Genomic DNA, 22481 nt, shown 5'->3' with positions numbered 1-22481 from the left:
TCAGACGCTGAGGGCGGCGCGCAGTTGCGCTTCGAGACCCGCCGCATCCAGCTCCTGGCCGATCAGTACCAGGCGCGTGGTCCGCGCTTCATCGGCGCCCCAGGCACGGTCGAAGTGCTTGTCAAAGCGCGTGCCTACGCCCTGGATCAGCAGGCGCATGGGTTTATTCGCAATCGCGGCGAAGCCTTTGACGCGCAGGATGCCGTGTTGCACTACCAACTGAGTCAGGGCGTCGAGCAACAGCGCTTCGTCGGTTTGCGGCAGGTCGATGGAGATGGAGTCGAAGGCGTCGTGATCGTGGTCGTGATCCTCTTCGCCGTCGTGGTGGTGATCGTGATGGCTATGCCGACCGTCAATGTGTTCTTCGGAGCCGGCACCCAGGCCGATCAGCACGTCCAGCGGCAAGCGGCCGCTGCTGGCTTCGATGATCTTCACCGCCGGCGGCAACTCCTCGGCCACTTCCAGACGCACACGGGCCAGGTCTTCGGGGTTGATCAGGTCGGTCTTGTTGAGGATCACCAGGTCGGCGCTGGCCAGTTGATCGGCGAACAGCTCGTGCAGCGGCGATTCGTGGTCCAGGTTCGGGTCCAGTTTGCGCTGCGCGTCCACTTGGTCCGGGAAGGCGGCGAAGGTGCCGGCGGCCACGGCGGGGCTGTCGACCACGGTGATCACCGCGTCAACCGTGCAGGCGCTGCGGATTTCCGGCCACTGGAAGGCTTGCACCAACGGCTTGGGCAGGGCCAGGCCGGAGGTTTCGATCAGGATATGGTCGAGGTCGCCGCGCCGCGCCACCAATTCGCGCATCACCGGGAAGAACTCCTCCTGCACCGTGCAGCACAGGCAGCCGTTGGCCAGTTCGTAGACGCGGCCATTGGCTTCTTCCTCGGTGCAACCGATGGAGCACTGCTTGAGGATTTCACCGTCGATCCCCAGTTCACCGAACTCGTTGACGATCACCGCGATACGACGGCCCTGGGCGTTGTCGAGCATATGCCGCAGCAAGGTGGTTTTGCCCGAGCCGAGAAAGCCGGTAACGATGGTGACGGGAAGTTTGGCCAGTGTTTTCATCGGATGCCCTTTTGGGGCGGGCAGACGGGACGACAGGCCCTGCGGCGGCGCGCAGCAGCGGATTTCGTCACCGGATCACCCCGCCCGGTTGAATTGGAAAATCGGTTGCGAGGCAGGTCTCCTGGCTTGGGGCTTGCGGGTCTTGCGACCGGCGCTGGCTGCGCCTTCCCGCGTTATCGGCAGTGGCGTGGCAGTCAGTTGAACCCTTCACAGTTGCGGGGGCAGCCGCGGCTTGAACCGCGTTCCCTTCTTAGCTCCGGCCTGGGCCGAAGAACCTCGAAGGTGCAAGGCTACAGGGGCACGACCAATTTGACTACCGTCGCCCTGCATGCTTTCCTAGGTGTCTTGTTTCGGGTGCCCTGCAAAGGGTGAAACGGGAAACCGGTGAGCCATACACCTATGGCAAGTCCGGTGCTGCCCCCGCAACGGTAAGCGAGCGAAGTGTCACAGCCACTGTGCGAATGCATGGGAAGGCGATGCTTTCAGGCCTCTCTGCAGAGTGCCCCTCGCGAGCCCGGAGACCGGCCCGAAAAATCAGATAACAAACCCGCGGTGGGCGGGCGCTGTTCGGAACTCTGCGGGCCTGGCTCGCGGGATTTGCATGCGCTCGTGTCACCCTGAAACCGAAGAAAAGGGACGCGCCATGTCGATCATCAGCAGCACCTCGCCCGCCACCAGCGGCACTTCTACCTTGAGCCAACGCCTGACGGCCGCCATCGGTGCGTCGATCCTGGGCGCGTGCCTGGTTTACTTCGCCGGCTTTTCGCATATCGAGGCGGTGCATAACGCCGCGCACGATACCCGCCACAGCGCCGCGTTCCCGTGCCACTGAGACCTGCTGACATGATCAAGCGTATTGCGCAAACCGCAGGTTTCACCGGCTTGCTGGCCGCCTTGCTGCTGACCTTGCTGCAAAGCTTCTGGGTCGCCCCGCTGATTCTGCAGGCGGAGACCTTTGAAAAAGCCCCGGCGACGGCCGAAGTCGCCCATGAACATGCCGCAGGCGCCGCCGCCCACACCCACGATGCCGAGGCCTGGGAGCCTGAAGACGGTTGGCAGCGTGTGCTGTCTACCACCGGGGGCAACCTGGTGGTCGCCGTCGGTTTCGCGCTGATGCTGGCCGGTCTCTACACCTTGCGCGCACCTACCCGCACGGCGCAGGGCCTGCTGTGGGGCCTGGCCGGTTACGCGACGTTCGTACTGGCCCCGACCCTGGGCTTGCCACCCGAGTTGCCGGGCACCGCCGCGGCGGACCTGGCCCAGCGCCAGATCTGGTGGATCGGCACGGCCGCCTCCACCGCCGCCGGTATCGCGCTGCTGGTATTTGGCCGCAGTTGGCTGCTTAAAGTGTTGGGCGTGGCGATCCTGGCCGTGCCCCATATCATCGGTGCGCCGCAACCGGCAGTGCATTCGATGCTGGCCCCGGAGGCCCTGGAAGCGCAGTTCAAGATTGCCTCGCAATTGACCAACGTGCTGTTCTGGCTGGCCCTGGGCTTGATCAGCGCCTGGTTGTTCCGGCGCAATCGCGACGGCCACTACTCGGCATGACCTTAGTGGTCGGCCTGGGTTGCCAGCGGGGCTGTGAGGTTCACGCCCTGCTGGCGCTGTTTGACGCCGCCCTGGCCGAGGGCGGTATCGAGCGCCAGCAGGTCACGGCACTGGCGAGTATCGATCACAAACAGCATGAACCGGGATTGCTCGCGCTGGCCGAACAGTTGGGGTTGCCCTTACGCTGTTTCAGTGCGCAACACCTGGCGACGTTTGAACACCGTCTGAGCCATAAATCCGCGATTGCCTTTGCCCATACCGGCTGTTACGGCGTTGCCGAAAGCGCCGCCCTGGCCCTGGCCGAGCAACTCGTCAACGCCCCTGCCCGCTTGTTGATCAGCCGCCGAAAATCCCCCCAGGCCACCTTTGCATTGGCGTGCGCCGGCTGAAATCCCGATAATTGCCTTCCTCGATCATGAACAATCTTCATGCTCGCCCGTTTTTCAACAGGAACTCCCCATGACCGTCTACTTCATCGGCGCAGGCCCCGGCGACCCGGAACTGATCACCGTCAAAGGCCAGCGGCTGATCCGCAGTTGCCCGGTGATTATCTATGCGGGCTCGCTGGTGCCGGCGGCGGTATTGGAAGGTCATCAGGCGCAAACGCTGGTCAATAGCGCCGAATTGCACCTGGAGCAGATCATCGAGCTGATCAAGACCGCCCACGCCAACGGCCAGGATGTGGCACGGGTACACTCGGGCGACCCCAGCCTGTATGGGGCGATTGGCGAGCAGATCCGGCACTTGCGCGAGTTAGGCATCCCTTTCCAGATCATTCCCGGGGTGACCGCCGTGGCGGCGTGTGCAGCCCTGCTGGAAACCGAGTTGACCCTGCCGGATATCGCCCAGAGCGTGATCCTGACGCGTTACGCCGATAAAACCAGCATGCCGGCCGGGGAAGACTTCGACAGCCTGGCCCGCCATGGCACCACCCTGGCGATTCACCTGGGGGTCAATCATCTGCAGAAGATCGTCGCCCAGTTGCTGCCGCACTATGGCGCGGATTGCCCGATTGCCGTGGTGCACCGGGCCACCTGGCCGGATCAGGATTGGGTGGTGGGTACGTTAGCGGACATCGCCGAGCAGGTTGCGCTCAAGGGCTTCCGGCGTACGGCACTGATTGTGGTGGGCCGGGTGCTGGCCAATGACGGTTTCAGCGAGTCTTCGCTGTACCGCGCAGGTCACGCCCACCTTTATCGCCCCTGAATGCACGGCAGACAAAAATGTGGGAGCGGGCTTGCTCGCGAATGCGCAATGTCAGTCAGCGCCTTGGTGACTGATACGCCGCAATCGCGAGCAAGCCCGCTCCCACAGTTGATCTGATTTGTTAGATAGTTCTCGTAATTATCTGAATTTCAAGCATAAAAAACGGCGCTCACGGGGCGCCGTTTTTTTGTTCGCAGTGAACACCGTACTCAGTAGTAGGCGTTTTCTTTCTGCGTGTGGTCGGTCACATCGCGTACACCTTTAAGCTCCGGGATACGTTCGAGCAGCGTGCGCTCGATCCCTTCACGCAAGGTCACGTCCGCCTGGCCGCAGCCCTGGCAGCCGCCGCCGAACTTGAGTACGGCGATACCGTCATCCACCACGTCGACCAGGCTCACCTGGCCGCCGTGGCTGGCCAGCCCCGGGTTGATCTCGGTTTGCAGGTAGTAGTTGATACGCTCGTTGACCGGGCTGTCGGCGTTGATGTTCGGCACCTTGGCGTTGGGTGCCTTGATGGTCAACTGGCCGCCCATGCGGTCGGTGGCGTAGTCGACCACGGCGTCATCCAGGAAGGCTTCGCTGAAGGCATCGATGTACGCGGTGAAGCTTTTCAGCCCCAGGGCGGTGTCTTCCGGCTTCTCTTCGCCAGGCTTGCAGTAGGCGATGCAAGTCTCGGCGTACTGGGTGCCGGGCTGGGTGATAAAGACGCGGATGCCGATACCCGGGGTGTTCTGCTTGGACAGCAGGTCAGCCAGGTAATCGTGGGCGGCGTCGGTAATGGTTATGGCAGTCATGGAAACTCCTCACAGGCTTGCCGCCAGTTTACGCCAATCATCGAGGCGGTACAAAGTCCTAGTATTTTTGTCGGAAAAGTCACCGACATACCGGCAGGTATCTATATAGGTCCCGGCCCGGCAGCGCCTGCCTAACATCGGGTTTTACCGACTCGGCCGAGACCCGCCATGGACCCACTATCGTCATCGATTTTTTGCAGAAAACGCCCCGCCCAGCTCGACACCCTGTACCACTTGATCGACGCAGTCACCCCGCTGGCCAGCTCCGCCTCCAGCGCAGCGGCTGCCCGCCTCTATTACCGCCCGCTCCCCGGTTCCGAACTCGGCCGACAATGCCAGGCCGCGTTCACCACGCTGCAAAAACTGGAGGCCGACGAGGACTTTGTCGAATACCTACACAATCGGCAACCCTCCCAGACGCCCTACACCGACACGCTGCTGGACTCCCTCACCGCCCTCGTCAACACCCCGAGGCAGCCAAAACCTGCCATCCCGGAGGTTTTCACGCTGTGCAATCAACCCGTGGTACTGCGCGATATCCCCACCTACTGGACGATGGATGCCGAGGTGCTATTGACCATCCTCCATCGCGTCGGCGACGGGCTCAAGAGTGACGGTTCGGTACGCTTCGATCTTGCGCTCAAATATTACGGCCTGGTCCCTCACAGCCCGGCCACGCCCGCGCAATGGAACAGGCTGCTCGACACGCTACGCGAATGCTGCGCGCTGCTCGCGCTGGGGCATGCCGATCACAATAACGACCTGGAGCCGCTACTGGGCGACGCCGGCGATGCAATCATCGTCGGCGTGACGCGTGCGCTGGAAGAGGAACACGGCAAATCGCTGTTCAGCCACATCCTTCCCGACACGTTTTTTACCCCGCAGCAAAAGCTGGCCCGCAGCCAGCCGACGGCACTGTTAAGCGAACACCTGCATCAACCCCACAGCCTCGAAGTCGGCCGGCGGATCGTCAGCGCACTCGACTGGTTCGGCGCAGACCCGACGCAGGACTGCGCCCGGGCAGTGCTGGTCAAACTCGTCTGGCGCGCCCTATGGCTGAGCATCAAGCCCCAGGACGCCGCCCAGTACGACAACGAACTCAACCGGTTGATCGAACCGTGCGCCCGCTACGCGCAAATCCGCGAGTCCCTGCTGCACGACTACCAGCGTGAGTTGGGCGTCGACGCCCATGGCGCGGCGCTGGTGCTGTGCGTCGCCAAGGCGCACATCGCCAGCGAGGTATGGGTCGACGACATTCCCGATGAGCTGTCCTACGGCACCACCAGTGCCTGGGTGCATTTCAAAAGTGGCTTTCTGCTCGCCGAATGCCTGGCACCCGGCGCGGCGCGGGGTTTCACCTTCGATGAGTTGCACAACCTTTCAGCCGAGTACTTCCGGGCCTGCGAGGGCGATACCGGGCGACAGGCACTGGTGACCCTGGCCAGATTGCCACCGACCCTGCACTGGGCGCAGGCCAACGGTTTGCTGCCCGTGCAAAAGCAGCGCTACACCCCGGAGCAAGTGACGCAGGCGGTTGCGGCACTGGAGCGCCACGAGCGCGAGGTGATCGAGGCGGTCAAGCAGCTTGTACTCCGGCCACCGGGACGCGCGCAGTTCAGCAGCGACCAAGCCCATGACACGGCGTTCTATGCCTATTTGCAAACCCCGAAAGCCGCCTATAAAAAACTGATCAAGACACTGCTCGCGCAAATCCCGCCGGCGGTCGGCGATATCGAGCGCGATGAAGTCCGCGTCTATGCATTGCGCGAGCCGCTGCGCGACGTCGAAGCCACCTTCGAGACCCCGCGCCGGACCGCCGCCGTACGTGGCCGCACGGGTTTCATCCTGCGTCTGGGCAACCCGCGTCTGGCGAACGCGGCGTGTTACATCGAAGTGTTTCCCGCCCTTGGCGTGATTCGTGTACGCGATGACATTCGCAGCCTGCTGATCGGTGGCGTGGTCAAGACCCAATCCATCGGCGCTGCCACCCGCCGCGGCAAAGGTACCTTTCGCTGCGGTACCTTGCTGGCATTCGACTGGCCGGCCTACCGCAATGGCGCAACGCCCAGGCCCGGCCAGCACCATACGCTGATCGCCGAGCCGGTTGGCGAGGTGCTGGCACCGCTCCATCGACCCGTCAGTCAGGTGTCCCGCGCCACCAACCACCTCTATGGGGCACGCGCTGAAGCGTTGGCGCAAATGATCGCCGAGCAACATTTTTTCTGCGACGAAGCGACGTTGCTGGAAAACATCCGCGAAGCCACCAAGGTGCTGGACATCGGCGAGTACCTCGTCGAACGCATGGTGTTCTGGGGAAAAATCCTCGTGCCGTTCTGGGGGGCAATCGAGGACCTCAATTCCAGCGACCCGGAACGCGTAGCCCTCGGCGGCTTGGGTTTTTTTGCGGATATCGTTGGGTTCGCCCTGCCCATTGGCAAATACGTGGCCGGCAGTGCACGGGTGATGGTGCAGTCCGGCCGGGCCGGGATTCGCCTGGCGCTGCCCGCGCTCAAGACCCTGACACGGCAGTTGATCATCCAGGTGTTGGACGAACTGAACCCACTTAGCGCCCTGCCGACCTTGTTGCAGATGGGCCATTACTATTCGCTCAAATTGTTCTACAAGACCTTGAACAAGCTGGGCGAATGGGCGGACGAGATGATTCCCGCCAGCCGCTTGATTCCGGTGAACCCCGCAGGCTGGGCGCCACGACAAGCCGGCGACCGGCTGTTTGTAGTGGCTGACACGCCCAATGTGCCGCTGCGCAATGTCGGCAGCACTGCGCAGCCGGACTGGCGCTTGATTGACGCAGCCTCGGACAGCGTTTTCGGCCCACGCTTTCGCGAACCGGTCACGGTCATGAGCAACAGTGACCCGCACATCAGCCGCTATGCGGTGTCAGCCCACTGGATCAGCGGGCTCAAGCCGGATTCCCGGGGGATTTTCCACCGACGCGAGTATGGTCAAGCGTTTGTCTGCAACATCGATGAGCGCGGCGAGATCGCCGTTTATCAGATCCGCGAGCATTCCTACGGTTACCTCAAGGAAATCGCCGAAGGGAGCGCAAACAGTTTTACCGTCGCACTGATCAACCCGAAAACCAATCGGGACTTGGGTATCAGGCTGTCCTCGGTGCATTTCAAGCCCGACAAGGCTCGCGGGCGGCGCGCCGGATGGCCTGAATGTGCTTACGCCGCCGACCTTGCAAAAGTGGTCGGCGTTCTCCGAGATGGCGTTGAAACTGGCGGCGGACGCCTTCATCAAAAAGCACAATCTCGACCCGGCGGCGTTTCACCAGTTTGTGCATACCCGCGGCGAACTGCGCGGTCGCGGCCAGGAAATGCTCGATCAAGCCAACCGCGCTCGGGTGCCCGTAGCCTTGAAAAACCTGCAACGCTGGCGGCGCATGCCCCAGGCGATGCGGGTCAAGCGCACCCGCGAGGGCTATGCCCACGATCACAACCTCGACCCGCAGGCCTTTATCGACCACGTCAATATGGACGGCTCATTCACGCCACTTGGCAAAGTCCTGGAAAAACACAGCCTGCAGCAGTCGTTCAGCCCGCTGACCCGGCAAGACCTGGAGGATTGGCACCGCTTGCACGCCCAGGCCCAGGCCCAGGCCCAGCCGCATCGTTCGATGGAACACTTCCTCGACCAGCGTAATCTGAACCCGGTGAAATGGCGGCAGTATGTCGAGGACAATGGCCAGTTGACCCAGGCCGGGCGCCTGGCGGTATTTTTTGACCAGCCCCTGCCCGACACACCGCTGGCGCGCAAGCGCACCGTGCCGGCGCCGGCCGCCAGTCCCTCCAAGGATTCCACCACTCAGACGTCGCCGCGTGAACCCGACACTGAACAGCCTACCCTCGCCGCCAAGCGCAGCCGTACGCACTACGACGCCGATCGCCCCGATGGGCACCAGATCAACAATGCCGCGCCGATCCTGCAAGATCCCTACAACGTCAACCGCAGCCTGACGGCAGAGCTGGAGGGCGCGGTGGAGCAGATCAGGATCACCAATGACTGCGGCCTGTTCGACGGGCTCAGGGAGCCCAAGCGCCAGCGGGTGATCGAGGCCGTGACGGAAGACATCCAGGATTGGATCACCAAGGAAGGCCGTCACCATGACCTGCTGAGCGAACTGTTCGAGGTAAAAAAACTCGACGACGGCCCGGAGCGCGGCTACTCGCTGGTGGCACGGCGCGATATCCAGCATTTTGATGTGTTGGGGCCGTACACCGGGCGCCTGCATCTGAATGATGCGTCGCTCAGCGCGGATATTCTTGAGCATGGCATGCAGCGGGTGTCCGACTATTTATTCCAGACCGCCACCGAGGGCGCGACGATCAGCGGGCATGGCAACAGCAACATGCTCAGCCTGATCAATACAGGCCAGATGCCGGGCGCGCCACGCGTGGGCAACGACAACGTGGCAGCCGTCTACGCCGGGAAATACATGGTCTTCCTGATCGCCAAGGACGACATCCGCGCCGGCAGTGAACTGCTGATGGACTATGGCCCCGCCTACTGGCAGCGCCCATCCTCGTAGGGTCAACGATAGCGCGAGGACTCAGAGGTTTTCATAGCGGTTCATGTCCAGTACACCCTCTTCCACCGGCGTGGTTTCGTGGATGTATCGCGACAGATCGTGAAAGTACTGCCAAAACAGCGGATGACTGCGACGAATACCCCATCGATCAACGATCTGCTCAAAACCCTTGGCATCCTTGGCGTTCTCCATGGCCTGCACAAAATCAGGTACTTGCTGCGCCGGGATGTTGAAGATGAAGTTCGGATAGCTGGTCAGTACGCCAGGATAAATAGTCAACGTATCCAGCCCGGGCTGGTAGCGATAGGCCTCACCCAGCAGGAACGCCACGTTACTGTGCGCACGATTGCGCAACATGCTGTAGACCTCGCGCTTGCCGCTGGCGGTCTCAATGCGTAGCAAGGTCGCTTCAGGCAATTGGTCGATGACCTTGAGCCCGGCGGCCGGGCGTGACGTCAGGCGGCTGAGCGCCTGTTCGGCGTCCTGCAAGGCCGGCTCGATACCGTCACGCGAGCAAAACGCGCCGGTGCAGCGGTTGATCGGGTCCGGGCTGACGTTGAGGTCACCGTAGCGGGCCAGCAACTGATTGGCGAAGTCGCGCTTGGGGTCTTGCGCGTTGAGGTGCAGGCCGCTCGGCTTGTCGTCGTCAATCGCTTCATAGTCGAGCCACATCTTCAGCTTCCCGCTGTTCTGGTACCAGTCATCGAGAAAACCGTCGCGGCTGTCAGCCGGCATCAAGCGCAGGAAGTTCTGCTCGGCGCCGTTGCGGATCAAGTCGAAATACAAGCGCGTCTGGGCCTGGTGCGACACGTTGCCGAACACGTCGAAATTTACCGCCAGTTGGTAATAGGTGCGCTCCAGCAGCGGATAGTCGAACAACCACATCGTTTGCGGGACTTCGCCGATCAGGCCTTTGGTGACCGAGGCGCTGTCAAAGTGACGGAAGATCGTCAGCAACGCATTGTCGTTGCCGGCCCACAGGGTCGACCAACTGGGCGGCGCCACGTCTGCATAGCTGTCGCGGCGCAAGACTTCGTATTGGTTGCGCTTGTCGCGATAGGCCAACCACAGGCCGAGCACACTGCCCACGTCATCGTTCTGCCCCGGCATCGCCAGCAACGGCGTGGCCTGGCCGCGATAACGGGCATCGGTGATGTACAGGTCGTGATCCGGGTCCTGGAACAGGGTCCAGAAGTTATCGCGGATCACATCCGTGGCGATCTGCCCACGGCAGACCGGCCCACGAATGAACGTGCGCACAAAATATTCGGCGTTATCCAGCATGAACTGGTAACGCGCCTTGGCCGGGATCGCCTCGAACGTCTCGAACGGGTTGGCGCGACGCCCCGGGCCGTAGCCCGGCAAGGCATTCACTTGCCAGTTGCCGGCGTAGAACAGCGCCTTGATGCGGGCCATCTTCTCGGCGCTGAACGGGTAAGTGATGTGGGTTTTATGCACAATCACCCCCTGCACCGGCCACAGGCGGTAGTACACCTGGGTACCGGGGTCGTCGTTGGGGCGGCGCGTGGCGATCAGGTCGATGGGTTGGCCGCTCGGTGTGCGTGAACGGACCCATTGAAAGTAATGCCCAGGCTCGCCGTTCTCGAAATAGATATGCGCCAGGAACAAGTGCTCGTACAACCAGCGCGCCACCAGGCTCTCGCGGGCGCCGGGCTGGTTGAACAGGTTCTCCCATTGCTGCACCTGCAAGGCTTCACGGGCACTGGGCGCCAGGCCCTGCTCATCGATCGGCGCACCGGAGGCGAGCCAGCGTTGCAGGGTCTGGTACTGCTGATCGGTGAGGCCGGTGACCGCCAGGGGCATGCCTTCCTTGGGATGCGCACCGGCGTAGGCGTTGAACTCGCCGGGCATTGCGCACATGTTGTCGCGGTTGAGGCCCAGCACGATGTCTTCAGGCAATTTGGCATTGGGTTGCAGCGGCGCGTTGTGGCCCAGTTCCAACATGCGCGCCATCAGCGCGGCCTGGCTGCCCTGGGCGTCCAGCACTGAATAGAAACCCTTTTGCTGCCACGCCTGCTTGCCGAACGCGTCATAGAACAAACGGGTGGTTGGCGTCGCCTGGCTGCGCTCGCCATCGTAAACCGGCGACTTGCTCGCACCGCGCGCCGCGCCCTCGGCACTGCCCAGGTTGAGTTGGCAGGCGGAGTCGTAGCAGGCGTGGCAGGCCACGCACTTCTCGGTAAAGATCGGCTGAATATCGCGGGTATAGGAGATCGCCGAAGCGGGACCTCGTGCCTGGGCATAGCCGGCGACCAACGCCAGGACGGCGCTGGTAATAAAACGAAATGGCATGTGCCCGGTCCCGAATCGAAGCGTACGCTGAAAAATTGCCGGTGATTCTACAGGGCCATCGCCCCTTCCAACATGAACGATATTCATGCAAAGCCCGGGCATGCTCCAAATCGGCACAGGTTTGCTATGATTCATGCCCCCCGTAATGCCTGACCAGAGTAGTCCCATGTCCGATCGTAGCGCTCGTCTGCAAGCCCTTCACCAAGCCCTCAAGGAACGTATCCTGATCCTCGACGGCGGCATGGGCACGATGATCCAGAGCTATAAGCTCGAGGAGCATGACTACCGTGGCAAACGCTTCGCCGACTGGCCAAGCGACGTCAAGGGCAACAACGACCTGCTGGTGATTACCCGCCCCGACGTGATCGGCGGGATCGAGAAGGCTTATCTGGATGCCGGGGCCGACATCCTCGAGACCAACACCTTCAACGCCACGCGCATTTCCATGGCCGATTACGGCATGGAAGAACTGGCCTACGAGCTAAACGTAGAAGGTGCGCGCCTGGCGCGCAAGGTGGCCGACGCCAAGACCCTGGAGAACCCGGCCAAGCCGCGCTTTGTCGCCGGCGTGCTCGGCCCGACCAGCCGCACCTGCTCGTTGTCGCCCGACGTGAACAACCCCGGCTACCGCAACGTGACCTTCGACGAGCTGGTGGAAAACTACACCGAAGCCACTAAAGGGCTGATCGAAGGCGGCGCCGACCTGATCCTGATCGAAACCATCTTCGACACCCTCAACGCCAAGGCCGCGATCTTCGCCGTGCAAGGCGTGTTCGAGGAGCTGGGCGTGGAACTGCCGATCATGATTTCCGGCACGATCACCGACGCCTCCGGCCGTACCCTGTCGGGCCAGACCACCGAAGCGTTCTGGAACTCCGTGGCCCACGCCAAGCCGATTTCGGTGGGCTTGAACTGCGCCCTGGGCGCCAGCGAGTTGCGCCCGTACCTGGAAGAGTTGTCCAACAAGGCCAACACCCACGTATCGGCCCACCCCAACGCCGGCCTGCCCAACGAGTTCGGCGAGTATGACGAGCTGCCCTCGGAAACCGCCAAGGTCATCGAAGAGTTCGCCCAGAGCGGCTTCCTCAACATCGTCGGCGGTTGCTGCGGCACCACCCCAGGCCACATCGAGGCGATTGCCAAGGCCGTGGCCGGCTACGCGCCACGCGTGATCCCGGACATTCCGAAGGCCTGCCGCCTGTCGGGCCTGGAGCCCTTCACCATTGATCGCAGCTCGTTGTTCGTCAACGTCGGCGAACGCACCAACATCACAGGTTCCGCCAAGTTTGCCCGGCTGATCCGTGAGGACAACTACACCGAAGCCCTCGAAGTCGCCCTGCAGCAGGTGGAAGCCGGCGCCCAGGTGATCGACATCAACATGGACGAAGGGATGCTCGATTCGAAGAAGGCCATGGTGACCTTCCTCAATCTGATCGCTGGCGAACCGGACATCTCCCGCGTGCCGATCATGATCGACTCCTCCAAGTGGGACGTGATCGAAGCGGGCCTCAAGTGCATCCAGGGCAAGGGCATCGTCAACTCCATCAGCATGAAAGAAGGCGTGGAGCAGTTCATTCATCACGCCAAGCTGTGCAAGCGCTATGGCGCTGCTGTGGTAGTGATGGCGTTCGACGAGGCCGGCCAGGCCGACACCGAAGCGCGCAAGAAAGAAATCTGCAAACGCTCCTACGACATCCTGGTGAATGAGGTCGGCTTCCCACCGGAAGACATCATCTTCGACCCAAACATCTTCGCGGTCGCCACCGGTATCGAAGAGCACAACAACTATGCCGTCGACTTCATCAACGCCTGCGCCTATATCCGCGACGAGCTGCCGTATGCACTGAGCTCCGGCGGTGTGTCCAACGTGTCGTTCTCGTTCCGCGGCAACAACCCGGTGCGCGAGGCAATCCATTCGGTGTTCCTGCTGTATGCGATCCGCAATGGCCTGACCATGGGTATCGTCAACGCCGGCCAGTTGGAAATCTACGACCAGATCCCGGCCGAGCTGCGTGATGCGGTGGAAGACGTGGTGCTCAACCGCACCCCGGACGGCACCGATGCCCTGCTCGCCATTGCCGACAAGTACAAGGGCGACGGCAGCGTCAAGGAAGCCGAGACCGAGGAGTGGCGTGGTTGGGAGGTCAACAAGCGCCTGGAACACGCGCTGGTCAAGGGCATCACCACGCATATCGTTGAAGACACCGAGGAATCCCGGTTGTCGTTCGCACGCCCGATCGAAGTGATCGAAGGCCCGCTGATGTCCGGCATGAACATTGTTGGCGACCTGTTCGGCGCCGGCAAAATGTTCCTGCCCCAGGTGGTGAAATCCGCCCGGGTGATGAAGCAGGCCGTGGCCCACTTGATCCCGTTCATCGAGCTGGAAAAAGGCGACAAGCCGCAAGCCAAGGGCAAGATCCTGATGGCCACGGTCAAAGGCGACGTGCACGACATCGGCAAGAACATTGTCGGCGTGGTGCTGGGCTGCAACGGCTATGACATCGTCGACCTGGGCGTGATGGTGCCGGCGGAGAAAATCCTGCAGGTGGCCAAGGAGCAGCAGTGCGACATTATCGGGCTGTCCGGCCTGATCACCCCGTCGCTGGATGAGATGGTGCATGTGGCGCGTGAGATGCAGCGCCAGGATTTCCACCTGCCGCTGATGATCGGTGGCGCGACCACGTCCAAGGCGCACACGGCGGTGAAGATCGAGCCCAAATACAGCAACGATGCGGTGGTGTATGTCACCGACGCCTCGCGTGCGGTGGGTGTGGCCACGCAATTGCTGTCCGAGGAGCTCAAGGCCGGTTTTGTCGAACGGACCCGCGAGGAGTACGTGGAAGTCCGCGAGCGCACCTCCAACCGTAGCGCCCGCACCGAGCGCCTGAGCTACGCGGCGGCCATCGCCAAGAAGCCGCAGTTCGACTGGGCCGGCTACACCCCGGTCAAGCCGACGTTTACCGGTGCCAAGGTGCTGGACAATATCGACCTGAATGTCCTGGCCGAGTACATCGATTGGACGCCCTTCTTCATTTCCTGGGACCTGGCCGGCAAATTCCCGCGCATCCTCACCGATGAAGTCGTGGGCGAAGCCGCCACCGCGCTGTACGCCGATGCCCAGGAAATGCTCAAGAAACTGATCGACGGGAAACTCATCAGCGCCCGCGCGGTGTTCGGCTTCTGGCCGGCCAACCAGGTGCAGGACGATGACCTGGAAGTCTACGGCGATGACGGCAAGCCTCTGGCAACCCTGCACCACCTGCGCCAGCAGATCATCAAGACCGACGGCAAGCCGAACTTCTCCCTGGCCGACTTCGTCGCCCCAAAGGACAGCGGCGTGACCGACTACGTGGGCGGGTTCATTACCACCGCCGGCATCGGCGCCGAAGAAGTGGCCAAGGCCTACCAGGATGCGGGCGACGACTATAACTCGATCATGGTCAAGGCCCTGGCCGACCGCCTGGCCGAAGCCTGCGCCGAGTGGTTGCACCAGCAGGTGCGTAAAGACTACTGGGGCTATGCCAAGGATGAAGCGCTGGACAACGAGGCGTTGATCAAGGAGCAGTACAGCGGCATCCGCCCTGCCCCAGGCTACCCGGCGTGCCCGGACCACACCGAGAAAGGCACCCTGTTCCAGTTGCTGGACCCCGAAGCCCATGAACTGCACGCCGGCCGCAGCGGAGTGTTCCTTACCGAGCACTACGCGATGTTCCCGGCGGCGGCGGTCAGCGGCTGGTACTTCGCCCACCCGCAGGCGCAGTACTTTGCCGTGGGCAAGGTGGATAAAGACCAGATTGCAAGCTACACCGCGCGTAAAGGCCAGGACCTGGCCGTGACTGAACGCTGGCTGGCACCGAACCTCGGCTACGACAACTGACCCTGTAGTGAGCGGGCTCGCCCCGCGCTGGGCGGCGCAGCCGCCCCAACAAAGACGCCATGGTGTTTCTGAAGGACCGCGGCGACTGTGGGAGGGGGCTTGCTCCCGATGAGGGTGAGTCAGTCGATAAATTGCTGACTGACACACCCTCATCGGGAGCAAGCCCTCTCCCACAAGTTATTCATCGTCCGTTCTATCGCTTGACTGACTGGCATTAGGACAAGCCCGCTCACTACAACCCGCCAGCGGCTATGCTATCTCTCACACACCTTGTGTCGAGGGATGTATGGACGATCCAGTCAACAACAAGCCTCCTACCTTCTGGCAGATGCTTCACAGCGTCGTGGCTGCCGCCTTCGGCGTACAGAGCGGCAAGAACCGCGCCCGGGACTTTACCCACGGCAAGCCCAGCCACTTTGTAGCGCTGGGCATTCTGTTTACCGTGGTGTTTGCCTTGACCTTGTTCGGTATCGTCAAGCTCGTGCTGCACCTGGCCGGCGTCTAGCGCAACAGCAGTTGCAGGCTGAAGGGGTAACGGTAGGAAGCCGGCTTGTCGACGGCGGACAGTGCACGGAAATCCACCTTTGCCATAGGCTCGAGCAAACGTCGGGCCTGGGCGGTATCGATCAGTTGGAATAGCGCTTCCTGGCGGTCGCGCCCGCCATGGGCATTGATGTCGACGCCCTTGGCATCATCATTGATCAACACCATCGCCCAACCGCCCAGGGTAAAATGCCCGGCCACCAAGGTTGTCAGCCGCCCGTCCAGGCGCGCGTTCAAGACCTCCGGCGAGCTGTTGAGTGCACTGAACAGCACGTCCTTGCCGGGTACGCGACCGCTGTCTTTCAGGGCCTGCATCGCGCCCAGCGCCATCTCGTCATTGGCCGACCACACCAGCGTCGTCTGCGGGTAGCGCTTGAATAGCAGCGTGGCCTGCTCATAGGCGCGCTGGCGGCTCCACTCGCCATAGACCAGCTGGCGCAGGCGCACCTGCGGGTGTTCGGCCAGAGCGCGACGCAGGCCCTGCTCACGCAGTAAGGCCGCCGGGGTGGTCTTGACGCCGGAGAATGCCAACAGCTCTATGGTCTCGCCAGGCGCCGCCGGGCCGTGAGCACGCAGCAGGTCGTTGAGCATCAGGTAACCGGCCTGCTCGTCGTTGGACACCATACTGCCGAGCCAATTGACGCCGCTGCCGAGCATTTGCGCCTGATCAGCCGTCAGTGCGTTATTCACGAGCAACAACTTGACCCCACTGCCTTGGGCCATGCGCAGAATCTGCGGGGCGACGTACTGTTCGTTGACCAGCACCAGGTAATCGGGGCGCTCAGCGCCTTGCAGCGCTTCCCGGGCCTGGGCCAGGGTGTTGCGAGTGTCGCGCTCGGAATAACGCACGCGCAAATCCAGGCCGAGGTCCTTGGCCGCGGCCTGCATGAATTGCGCATAACTGACCCAGAAGGTTTCCGTCGACAGGCCGGGATTGAGAAACACCACCGACGCGGCCTGGGCCATCGTCCCGTACGCCGCCCCCAGCAACCACACACACGTAATCAGAACCTTCAACATGGTTGTCCGAGCCTTGAGCATTGACCGCCATGATAGTGGCATTGCGACAGTCAATCGAGGCTCAGCGACAGCCTTTTTACTGGTGGCTCACCCAGAATACTGCGGTGCCCACCACCAGAACGATCAAAAACAAAATCGCCCAGGCATCAACGGTACTGTCAGGTTTACGGGCCTTTGTAGAATTGCTCATCGCATGCCTCTTGTCGGTTTTATAGGTGACTGCACTAAGACTCGACCACAGTAAAGTTCATGATTGCCCGCATGACAAATGTGGGTATCGCGATAACCGTTCTCATTAGTCAATTTGGTTATTTACATATACTCAAACATCACTTTTGCGCATAAACGCAAACTGGTATCGTGCGCCGGCTCCGTTGGGAGTGCGCGGCCGTGCGCGCAGATTTGCCGAGAACAGGACCTATATGTACGTATACGACGAATACGATCAGCGCATCATCGAGGACCGCGTCAAGCAGTTCCGTGATCAGACCCGACGCTATCTGGCAGGTGAACTGAGCGAAGAAGAGTTCCGCCCTCTGCGCCTGCAAAATGGCCTTTATGTTCAGCGCTTTGCGCCGATGCTGCGGGTGGCCGTGCCCTATGGCCAGCTGACTTCGCGCCAGGTGCGCATGATGGCCAAGATTGCCCGCGACTACGACAAGGGCTATGCCCACATCAGTACGCGCCAGAACGTACAGTTCAACTGGCCGGCGCTGGAAGATGTGCCGGACATCCTGGCTGAACTGGCCACCGTGCAGATGCACGCCATTCAGACCAGCGGTAACTGCCTGCGCAACGTCACCACCGACCAATTTGCCGGTGTAGCGGCCGACGAACTGATCGACCCGCGCCCCTGGTGTGAAATCGTCCGCCAATGGACCACCTTCCACCCCGAATTCGCCTACCTGCCGCGCAAGTTCAAGATCGCCATCAATGGCTCGACCTCGGACCGCGCAGCGATCGAAGTGCACGATATCGGCCTGGAGCCGGTGTACAACGCAGCCGGCGAGCTGGGCTTCCGTGTGCTGGTGGGTGGCGGCCTGGGCCGTACCCCGGTGGTCGGCGCATTCATCAACGAGTTCCTGCCGTGGCAGGACCTGTTGAGCTACCTCGACGCCATCCTGCGGGTCTACAACCGCTACGGCCGTCGTGACAACAAATACAAGGCCCGGATCAAGATCCTGGTCAAGGCGCTGACCCCTGAGGTATTTGCCCAGAAAGTCGACGCCGAAATGGAACACCTGCACGGCGGCCAGACCACCCTGACCGAAGCCGAAGTCCACCGCGTGGCCAAGCACTTCGTTGACCCCGAGTACAAGGCCCTGGCCAACCAGGACGCCGAATTCGCCGCCCTCGACCAGCAACACCCTGGCTTCGCCCGCTGGCGTGCCCGCAACACCCTGGCGCACAAGCAGCCGGGCTATGTGGCGGTGACCCTGTCGCTGAAACCGACCGGCGTTGCGCCGGGTGATATCACCGACAAGCAACTGGACGCCGTCGCCGACCTGGCCGACCGCTACAGTTTCGGCCAACTGCGCACCTCCCACGAGCAGAACATCATTCTCGCCGACGTTGAGCAGAGCCAACTGTTCACGCTATGGGGCGAGCTGCGCGAAAGCGGCTTCGCCACGCCGAATATCGGCCTGCTGACCGACATCATCTGCTGCCCCGGTGGCGATTTCTGCTCCCTGGCCAACGCCAAGTCGATCCCGATTGCCGAATCGATCCAACGCCGTTTCGACGACCTGGACTACCTGTTCGACATCGGCGAGCTGGACCTGAACATCTCCGGCTGCATGAACGCCTGTGGTCACCACCACGTCGGTCACATCGGCATCCTGGGCGTGGACAAGAAAGGCGAAGAATTCTATCAAGTGTCCCTGGGCGGCAGCGCCAGCCGTGATGCGAGCCTGGGCAAGATCCTCGGCCCGTCCTTCGCCCAGGAAGCCATGCCCGAGGTGATCGGCAAACTGATCGATGTGTACATCGAACAGCGTACCGAAGATGAGCGTTTCATCGACACCTACCAGCGCATCGGCATCGACCTGTTCAAGGAGCGCGTCTATGCAGCGAATCATTAAGAACAACCAAGTCGTCGACGAAACCTGGCACCTGCTGCCCAAGGACGCGAGCTTCGACGGCATCTCCAACTGCGACGACCTGATCGTGCCGTTGGCCCTGTGGCGCGAACACGGCCACGCCCTCAAGGCCCGCGACGGTGGCCTGGGCGTGTGGCTGGACGCCGATGAAGAAGCCGAAGAGATCGGCGAAGACCTGCAGCACTTCCAGGTCATCGCCCTGAACTTCCCGGCCTTCACCGACGGTCGTAACTACTCCAACGCCCGTCTGCTGCGTGACCGTTACGGTTACAAAGGCGAACTGCGTGCGATTGGCGATGTACTGCGCGACCAACTGTTCTACCTGCACCGTTGCGGGTTCGATGCCTTCGCCTTGCGCGCCGACAAAGACCCGTACGAAGCGCTGGAAAGCCTCAAGGATTTCTCGGTGACTTACCAGGCTGCAACCGATGAACCGCTGCCGCTGTTTCGTCGACGTTAAGCCTGAATGAAAAAATGGGCACCCGACCCCGTCGGCGTGCCCATTTTTTTCACCTGGCTTTTCTTGCTTTGACCCAGGCGCTACTCAGCGTCTGCTTCCGCAACTTTGACCAGCCGCTTGAGCATCCGGGTCATATGGATCAACCGCTGCTCGATGGCCTCCAGGCGAGACTGCTCAGTCGGTGTTTCGGATGAAGCGGGCGCGACATACGGCTCGTAAATAAGCCCGTATCTAGTCGCGATGTCTTTCATCTGCGCCTCAACAACATCCATGGTTTTTTCCAGATTGGCCAGACGCCCGCCCGTGTCGGTGGGCGCGCCAGGGCCCTTGCCCACTGCCGGGGCGTCTGGACCTTCGTTGATGGACAGGATTGAATTGACCATCAACTCCAGTTTTATTTCATTGTTCTCCAGGCGCGCCTCAATTTTTTGCTGTTCCGTAGCGCCTGGGTCTACGGTCGTCTTGACGCCGCTTGCGTTGACCTGTTCGGCGCCTGGCATTTTGGCTTGCGCTTCAATCCTGGCAATAATGGTTTTAGACGCAAAATGCTCCCCCACCGTGAATGGGATATTGATCAGACCGCCTACCGCCGCATTCACGAAGGCGCTGCGCGCGCTGGCGGCAACTTGCTTGGGGAGTGGTGGGAACGCGTTGTTTTTGTTCAACCCGACAATTTTCTGGGAGTCCCCCAGAGAGGCCTGCGTACCTTTCAGCTTGGTTATCGGCTTGGGGCGCACCGGCGGCACAGGTGGCAACGCAGACACAATCGGCTTTGGGGGTTTAGATGACGCAGGTGGCTTACCCGAACCTGCTTCCACGGGCGGCTTGGGTCGCTTGAACCACTTCATACCACGCCTGTTTCTGGTATGGATCTCTTCCTCGCTCGCCATAGGGTATTGAGTAGAGCGCTCCATATGGCGAGTTGAATCCCGCGTTACATTCGAAACACTTGGAACCCGCACGTCAGGCAACGCCGGAGCAGAAGTGCCTGTTGTTTGCGGGTGAACCATTGGGACCGGTGACGAAATAGCAGACTGACTGGATAACCGCATAGCTAGACCTCTGACATGTTTAGGAGAGGGCTCCCTGCCGCTTCATCTCCTCAGTGGCCACGCACAAAACCAGAGTTCCATGACTACGCGTTATGTCATCAAGTGCCTGAGTTTTTGCAGGACAGATGACACAAGCTTCATGCAGCGGGGTGAACATACGCCCTGATTGAACTGTCCTCTTCTGATCAGACGCTTTTCATCTCACTGACGATTGGAGTGCTTCATGGCGAAAATCAACCTGGCCCGGCAATTGGCGACCACGCTCGAGCAAGCGGGCATCAAGCGTATCTGGGGCCTGACTGGCGACAGCCTCAACGGCCTGACTGACGCTCTGCGCAGCATGGACAGCATCGAATGGATGCATGTACGCCACGAAGAGGTCGCGGCGTTCGCCGCCGGCGCCGAGGCCGCCGTCACCGGCGAGCTGACGGTATGCGCCGGCAGTTGCGGGCCGGGTAACCTGCATCTGATCAATGGCCTGTTCGACTGCCATCGTAATCACGTGCCGGTACTGGCTATCGCTGCGCAAATCCCCTCTTCGGAGATCGGCCTCAATTACTTTCAGGAAACCCATCCCCAGGAACTGTTCAAGGAGTGCAGCCATTTCATCGAACTGGTGAGCAACCCCGCGCAGATGCCCGAGGTGCTGCACCGTGCCATGCGCTCGGCAATTCTCAACCGGGGCGTGGCCGTGGTGGTGATTCCGGGGGATGTGTCGCTGCTGGAAGTCGAAGACCGGCTCAAGCCCTGGCCGGCCCTGCATGCGCCGCGCACGCTACCGGCCGAACAGGACCTGCAGCGCCTCACCGACCTGCTCCAGGGCAGCCAGAAAGTGACCCTGCTATGCGGCAGCGGCTGTGCCGGTGCCCACGACCAGGTCGTTGCGCTGGCCGACGCCCTGGGCGCGCCGGTGGTGCATGCCCTTCGCGGCAAGGAGCATGTGGAATGGGATAACCCCTTCGACGTGGGCATGACCGGCTTGATCGGCTTCAGCTCGGGCTACCACGCCATGCTCAACTGCGACACGCTGGTCATGCTCGGTACCGACTTTCCCTACCGTCAGTTCTACCCGACCGACGCGACCATCATTCAGGTCGACCGCAATGCCCAGGCCCTGGGACGTCGTGTCGCCCTGGACCTGGGCATCGCCGCCGATGTCGGTGAAACCATCGATGCACTGCTGCCCCGCCTGACCCGCAAGACCGATCGCAGCTTTCTCGACACCTCGTTGAAGCATTACGAGAAAGCCCGACAGGGGCTGGATGACCTGGCGCAGCCGTCAAAAGCCAACCGCCCGATTCACCCGCAATATGTCGCACGCTTGCTCAGTGAACTGGCGGACGATGATGCAATCTTCACCGCCGATGTGGGCTCGCCGACCGTCTGGGCCGCCCGCTATCTGAAAATGAATGGCAAGCGCCGCCTGATCGGCTCGTTCAATCACGGCTCCATGGCCAATGCCATGCCCCAGGCCATCGGTGCCCAAGCGGCGTTTCCTGGGCGCCAGGTGATTTCGATGTCCGGCGACGGCGGGTTCACCATGCTGATGGGGGACTTCATCTCACTGGCACAACTGCAACTGCCGGTGAAAGTCATCGTGTTCAACAACGCGTCCCTGGGTTTTGTCGCCATGGAAATGAAAGCGGCGGGCTACCTCGATACCGGTACCGAGCTGAAAAATCCGGACTTCGCGGCCATGTCCAACGCCATGGGGATCCTGGGGATCCGCGTGGAGCAATCCGAAGACCTGGAACCGGCACTCCGCCGCGCCCTGGCCCATGACGGCCCGGTGCTGGTAGATGTTGTCACCGCTACCCAGGAGCTGGTGATGCCTCCGAGTATCAAGCTGGAACAGGCTAAGGGCTTCAGCCTGTACATGCTCAAGGCGGTCATGAGCGGGCGTGGCGATGAAGTGATTGAGCTGGCGCGCACCAACTGGTTGCGCTGAC

At 61.7% G+C, this 22481-nt stretch carries 16 protein-coding genes and 2 riboswitches; of the genes, 11 read left to right on the top strand and 5 right to left on the bottom strand.

Annotated elements, in window-relative coordinates; all coding sequences use genetic code 11:
- Complete coding sequence (gene cobW, locus DK870_RS20105) at nucleotides 1–1068, bottom strand: cobalamin biosynthesis protein CobW (RefSeq protein WP_090371491.1); 1068 nt, start codon at nucleotides 1066–1068, stop codon at nucleotides 1–3.
- A gap of 93 nt (nucleotides 1069–1161) precedes the next feature.
- A riboswitch (cobalamin riboswitch) is annotated at nucleotides 1162–1362 on the bottom strand.
- A gap of 41 nt (nucleotides 1363–1403) precedes the next feature.
- Nucleotides 1404–1613, top strand: a riboswitch (cobalamin riboswitch).
- Between the two features lie 98 nt (nucleotides 1614–1711).
- Here cobW and DK870_RS20100 point away from each other — a divergent pair.
- From DK870_RS20100 to cobM, 4 genes are all read left to right on the top strand, one after another.
- Entirely contained in the window at nucleotides 1712–1900 is a 189-nt protein-coding gene (locus DK870_RS20100) for a CbtB domain-containing protein (protein WP_060757117.1), read from the top strand.
- Between the two features lie 11 nt (nucleotides 1901–1911).
- A complete protein-coding gene (locus DK870_RS20095) occupies nucleotides 1912–2616 on the top strand; it encodes a CbtA family protein (RefSeq protein WP_060757118.1) in 705 nt (234 codons plus the stop codon).
- A complete protein-coding gene (locus DK870_RS20090) occupies nucleotides 2613–3005 on the top strand; it encodes a cobalamin biosynthesis protein (protein ID WP_161549494.1) in 393 nt (130 codons plus the stop codon). Before DK870_RS20095 ends, DK870_RS20090 begins: the two co-directional genes overlap by 4 nt.
- Nucleotides 3006–3075: 70 nt before the next feature.
- On the top strand, nucleotides 3076–3822 hold the full coding sequence (gene cobM, locus DK870_RS20085; RefSeq protein ID WP_090371495.1) for a precorrin-4 C(11)-methyltransferase: 747 nt from the start codon (nucleotides 3076–3078) through the stop codon (nucleotides 3820–3822).
- 209 nt (nucleotides 3823–4031) lie between these two features.
- On the opposite strand, the gene nfuA is transcribed toward cobM, so the two are convergent.
- Nucleotides 4032–4616 (bottom strand): Fe-S biogenesis protein NfuA, encoded by a 585-nt coding sequence (gene nfuA / locus DK870_RS20080; protein ID WP_161549493.1) that lies wholly within the window; start codon nucleotides 4614–4616, stop codon nucleotides 4032–4034.
- Between the two features lie 168 nt (nucleotides 4617–4784).
- On the opposite strand from nfuA, the gene DK870_RS20075 reads away from it, so the two are divergent.
- Both DK870_RS20075 and DK870_RS30040 read left to right on the top strand, forming a co-directional pair.
- Nucleotides 4785–8282 carry a hypothetical protein gene (locus DK870_RS20075; RefSeq protein WP_256679899.1) on the top strand — a complete coding sequence of 1166 codons (3498 nt, stop codon included), beginning with the start codon at nucleotides 4785–4787 and terminating at the stop codon, nucleotides 8280–8282.
- Nucleotides 8257–9168 (top strand): SET domain-containing protein-lysine N-methyltransferase, encoded by a 912-nt coding sequence (locus DK870_RS30040; protein WP_372241685.1) that lies wholly within the window; start codon nucleotides 8257–8259, stop codon nucleotides 9166–9168. Before DK870_RS20075 ends, DK870_RS30040 begins: the two co-directional genes overlap by 26 nt.
- A gap of 21 nt (nucleotides 9169–9189) precedes the next feature.
- On the opposite strand, the gene DK870_RS20070 is transcribed toward DK870_RS30040, so the two are convergent.
- The gene (locus tag DK870_RS20070; RefSeq protein ID WP_161549492.1) at nucleotides 9190–11481 is read right to left on the bottom strand and encodes a fatty acid cis/trans isomerase; all 2292 of its coding nucleotides are present in this window, start codon (nucleotides 11479–11481) and stop codon (nucleotides 9190–9192) included.
- 166 nt (nucleotides 11482–11647) lie between these two features.
- Here DK870_RS20070 and metH point away from each other — a divergent pair, with 166 nt between their 5' ends.
- Together metH and DK870_RS20060 are read left to right on the top strand one after the other, a co-directional pair.
- On the top strand, nucleotides 11648–15358 hold the full coding sequence (gene metH, locus DK870_RS20065; protein ID WP_161549491.1) for a methionine synthase: 3711 nt from the start codon (nucleotides 11648–11650) through the stop codon (nucleotides 15356–15358).
- A gap of 286 nt (nucleotides 15359–15644) precedes the next feature.
- A complete protein-coding gene (locus tag DK870_RS20060; protein WP_060757125.1) occupies nucleotides 15645–15863 on the top strand; it encodes a DUF2970 domain-containing protein in 219 nt (72 codons plus the stop codon).
- On the opposite strand, the gene DK870_RS20055 is transcribed toward DK870_RS20060, so the two are convergent.
- The gene (locus DK870_RS20055) at nucleotides 15860–16921 is read right to left on the bottom strand and encodes an ABC transporter substrate-binding protein (RefSeq protein WP_161549490.1); all 1062 of its coding nucleotides are present in this window, start codon (nucleotides 16919–16921) and stop codon (nucleotides 15860–15862) included. The two genes, DK870_RS20060 and DK870_RS20055, sit on opposite strands and share 4 nt — an antisense overlap.
- Nucleotides 16922–17343: 422 nt before the next feature.
- On the opposite strand from DK870_RS20055, the gene DK870_RS20050 reads away from it, so the two are divergent.
- Nucleotides 17344–19002 (top strand): nitrite/sulfite reductase, encoded by a 1659-nt coding sequence (locus tag DK870_RS20050; RefSeq protein ID WP_161549489.1) that lies wholly within the window; start codon nucleotides 17344–17346, stop codon nucleotides 19000–19002.
- Complete coding sequence (locus tag DK870_RS20045) at nucleotides 18986–19480, top strand: DUF934 domain-containing protein (RefSeq protein ID WP_060757128.1); 495 nt, start codon at nucleotides 18986–18988, stop codon at nucleotides 19478–19480. Before DK870_RS20050 ends, DK870_RS20045 begins: the two co-directional genes overlap by 17 nt.
- Before the next feature lie 80 nt (nucleotides 19481–19560).
- Here DK870_RS20045 and DK870_RS29720 read toward each other — a convergent pair whose 3' ends face one another.
- Nucleotides 19561–20328 (bottom strand): type III secretion effector protein, encoded by a 768-nt coding sequence (locus tag DK870_RS29720; RefSeq protein ID WP_256679898.1) that lies wholly within the window; start codon nucleotides 20326–20328, stop codon nucleotides 19561–19563.
- Nucleotides 20329–20755: 427 nt separating this feature from the next.
- Here DK870_RS29720 and poxB point away from each other — a divergent pair, with 427 nt between their 5' ends.
- Nucleotides 20756–22480 (top strand): ubiquinone-dependent pyruvate dehydrogenase, encoded by a 1725-nt coding sequence (poxB, locus tag DK870_RS20035; protein WP_161549488.1) that lies wholly within the window; start codon nucleotides 20756–20758, stop codon nucleotides 22478–22480.
- Nucleotide 22481: the final 1 nt, after the last annotated feature.

Source organism: Pseudomonas sp. Q1 (genome assembly GCF_009935975.1).
Lineage (GTDB): Bacteria > Pseudomonadota > Gammaproteobacteria > Pseudomonadales > Pseudomonadaceae > Aquipseudomonas > Aquipseudomonas palleroniana.
The sequence above is the reverse complement of the archived record's forward strand: the minus strand, read 5'-3'. Positions and strand labels throughout refer to the sequence as shown.

Bases quoted from the DNA above. Each gene is read 5' to 3' on its own strand.
- DK870_RS20095 (WP_060757118.1), top strand. From the start codon at position 1,912: ATGATCAAGCGTATTGCGCAAACCGCAGGTTTCACCGGCTTGCTGGCC.
- metH (WP_161549491.1), top strand. From the start codon at position 11,648: ATGTCCGATCGTAGCGCTCGTCTGCAAGCCCTTCACCAAGCCCTCAAG.
- DK870_RS30040 (WP_372241685.1), top strand. From the start codon at position 8,257: ATGGAACACTTCCTCGACCAGCGTAATCTGAACCCGGTGAAATGGCGG.
- cobM (WP_090371495.1), top strand. From the start codon at position 3,076: ATGACCGTCTACTTCATCGGCGCAGGCCCCGGCGACCCGGAACTGATC.
- DK870_RS20045 (WP_060757128.1), top strand. From the start codon at position 18,986: ATGCAGCGAATCATTAAGAACAACCAAGTCGTCGACGAAACCTGGCAC.
- poxB (WP_161549488.1), top strand. From the start codon at position 20,756: ATGGCGAAAATCAACCTGGCCCGGCAATTGGCGACCACGCTCGAGCAA.
- DK870_RS29720 (WP_256679898.1), bottom strand. From the start codon at position 20,328: ATGAAGTGGTTCAAGCGACCCAAGCCGCCCGTGGAAGCAGGTTCGGGT.
- DK870_RS20075 (WP_256679899.1), top strand. From the start codon at position 4,785: ATGGACCCACTATCGTCATCGATTTTTTGCAGAAAACGCCCCGCCCAG.
- DK870_RS20055 (WP_161549490.1), bottom strand. From the start codon at position 16,921: ATGTTGAAGGTTCTGATTACGTGTGTGTGGTTGCTGGGGGCGGCGTAC.
- DK870_RS20090 (WP_161549494.1), top strand. From the start codon at position 2,613: ATGACCTTAGTGGTCGGCCTGGGTTGCCAGCGGGGCTGTGAGGTTCAC.
- DK870_RS20070 (WP_161549492.1), bottom strand. From the start codon at position 11,481: ATGCCATTTCGTTTTATTACCAGCGCCGTCCTGGCGTTGGTCGCCGGC.
- DK870_RS20060 (WP_060757125.1), top strand. From the start codon at position 15,645: ATGGACGATCCAGTCAACAACAAGCCTCCTACCTTCTGGCAGATGCTT.
- nfuA (WP_161549493.1), bottom strand. From the start codon at position 4,616: ATGACTGCCATAACCATTACCGACGCCGCCCACGATTACCTGGCTGAC.
- DK870_RS20050 (WP_161549489.1), top strand. From the start codon at position 17,344: ATGTACGTATACGACGAATACGATCAGCGCATCATCGAGGACCGCGTC.
- cobW (WP_090371491.1), bottom strand. From the start codon at position 1,068: ATGAAAACACTGGCCAAACTTCCCGTCACCATCGTTACCGGCTTTCTC.
- DK870_RS20100 (WP_060757117.1), top strand. From the start codon at position 1,712: ATGTCGATCATCAGCAGCACCTCGCCCGCCACCAGCGGCACTTCTACC.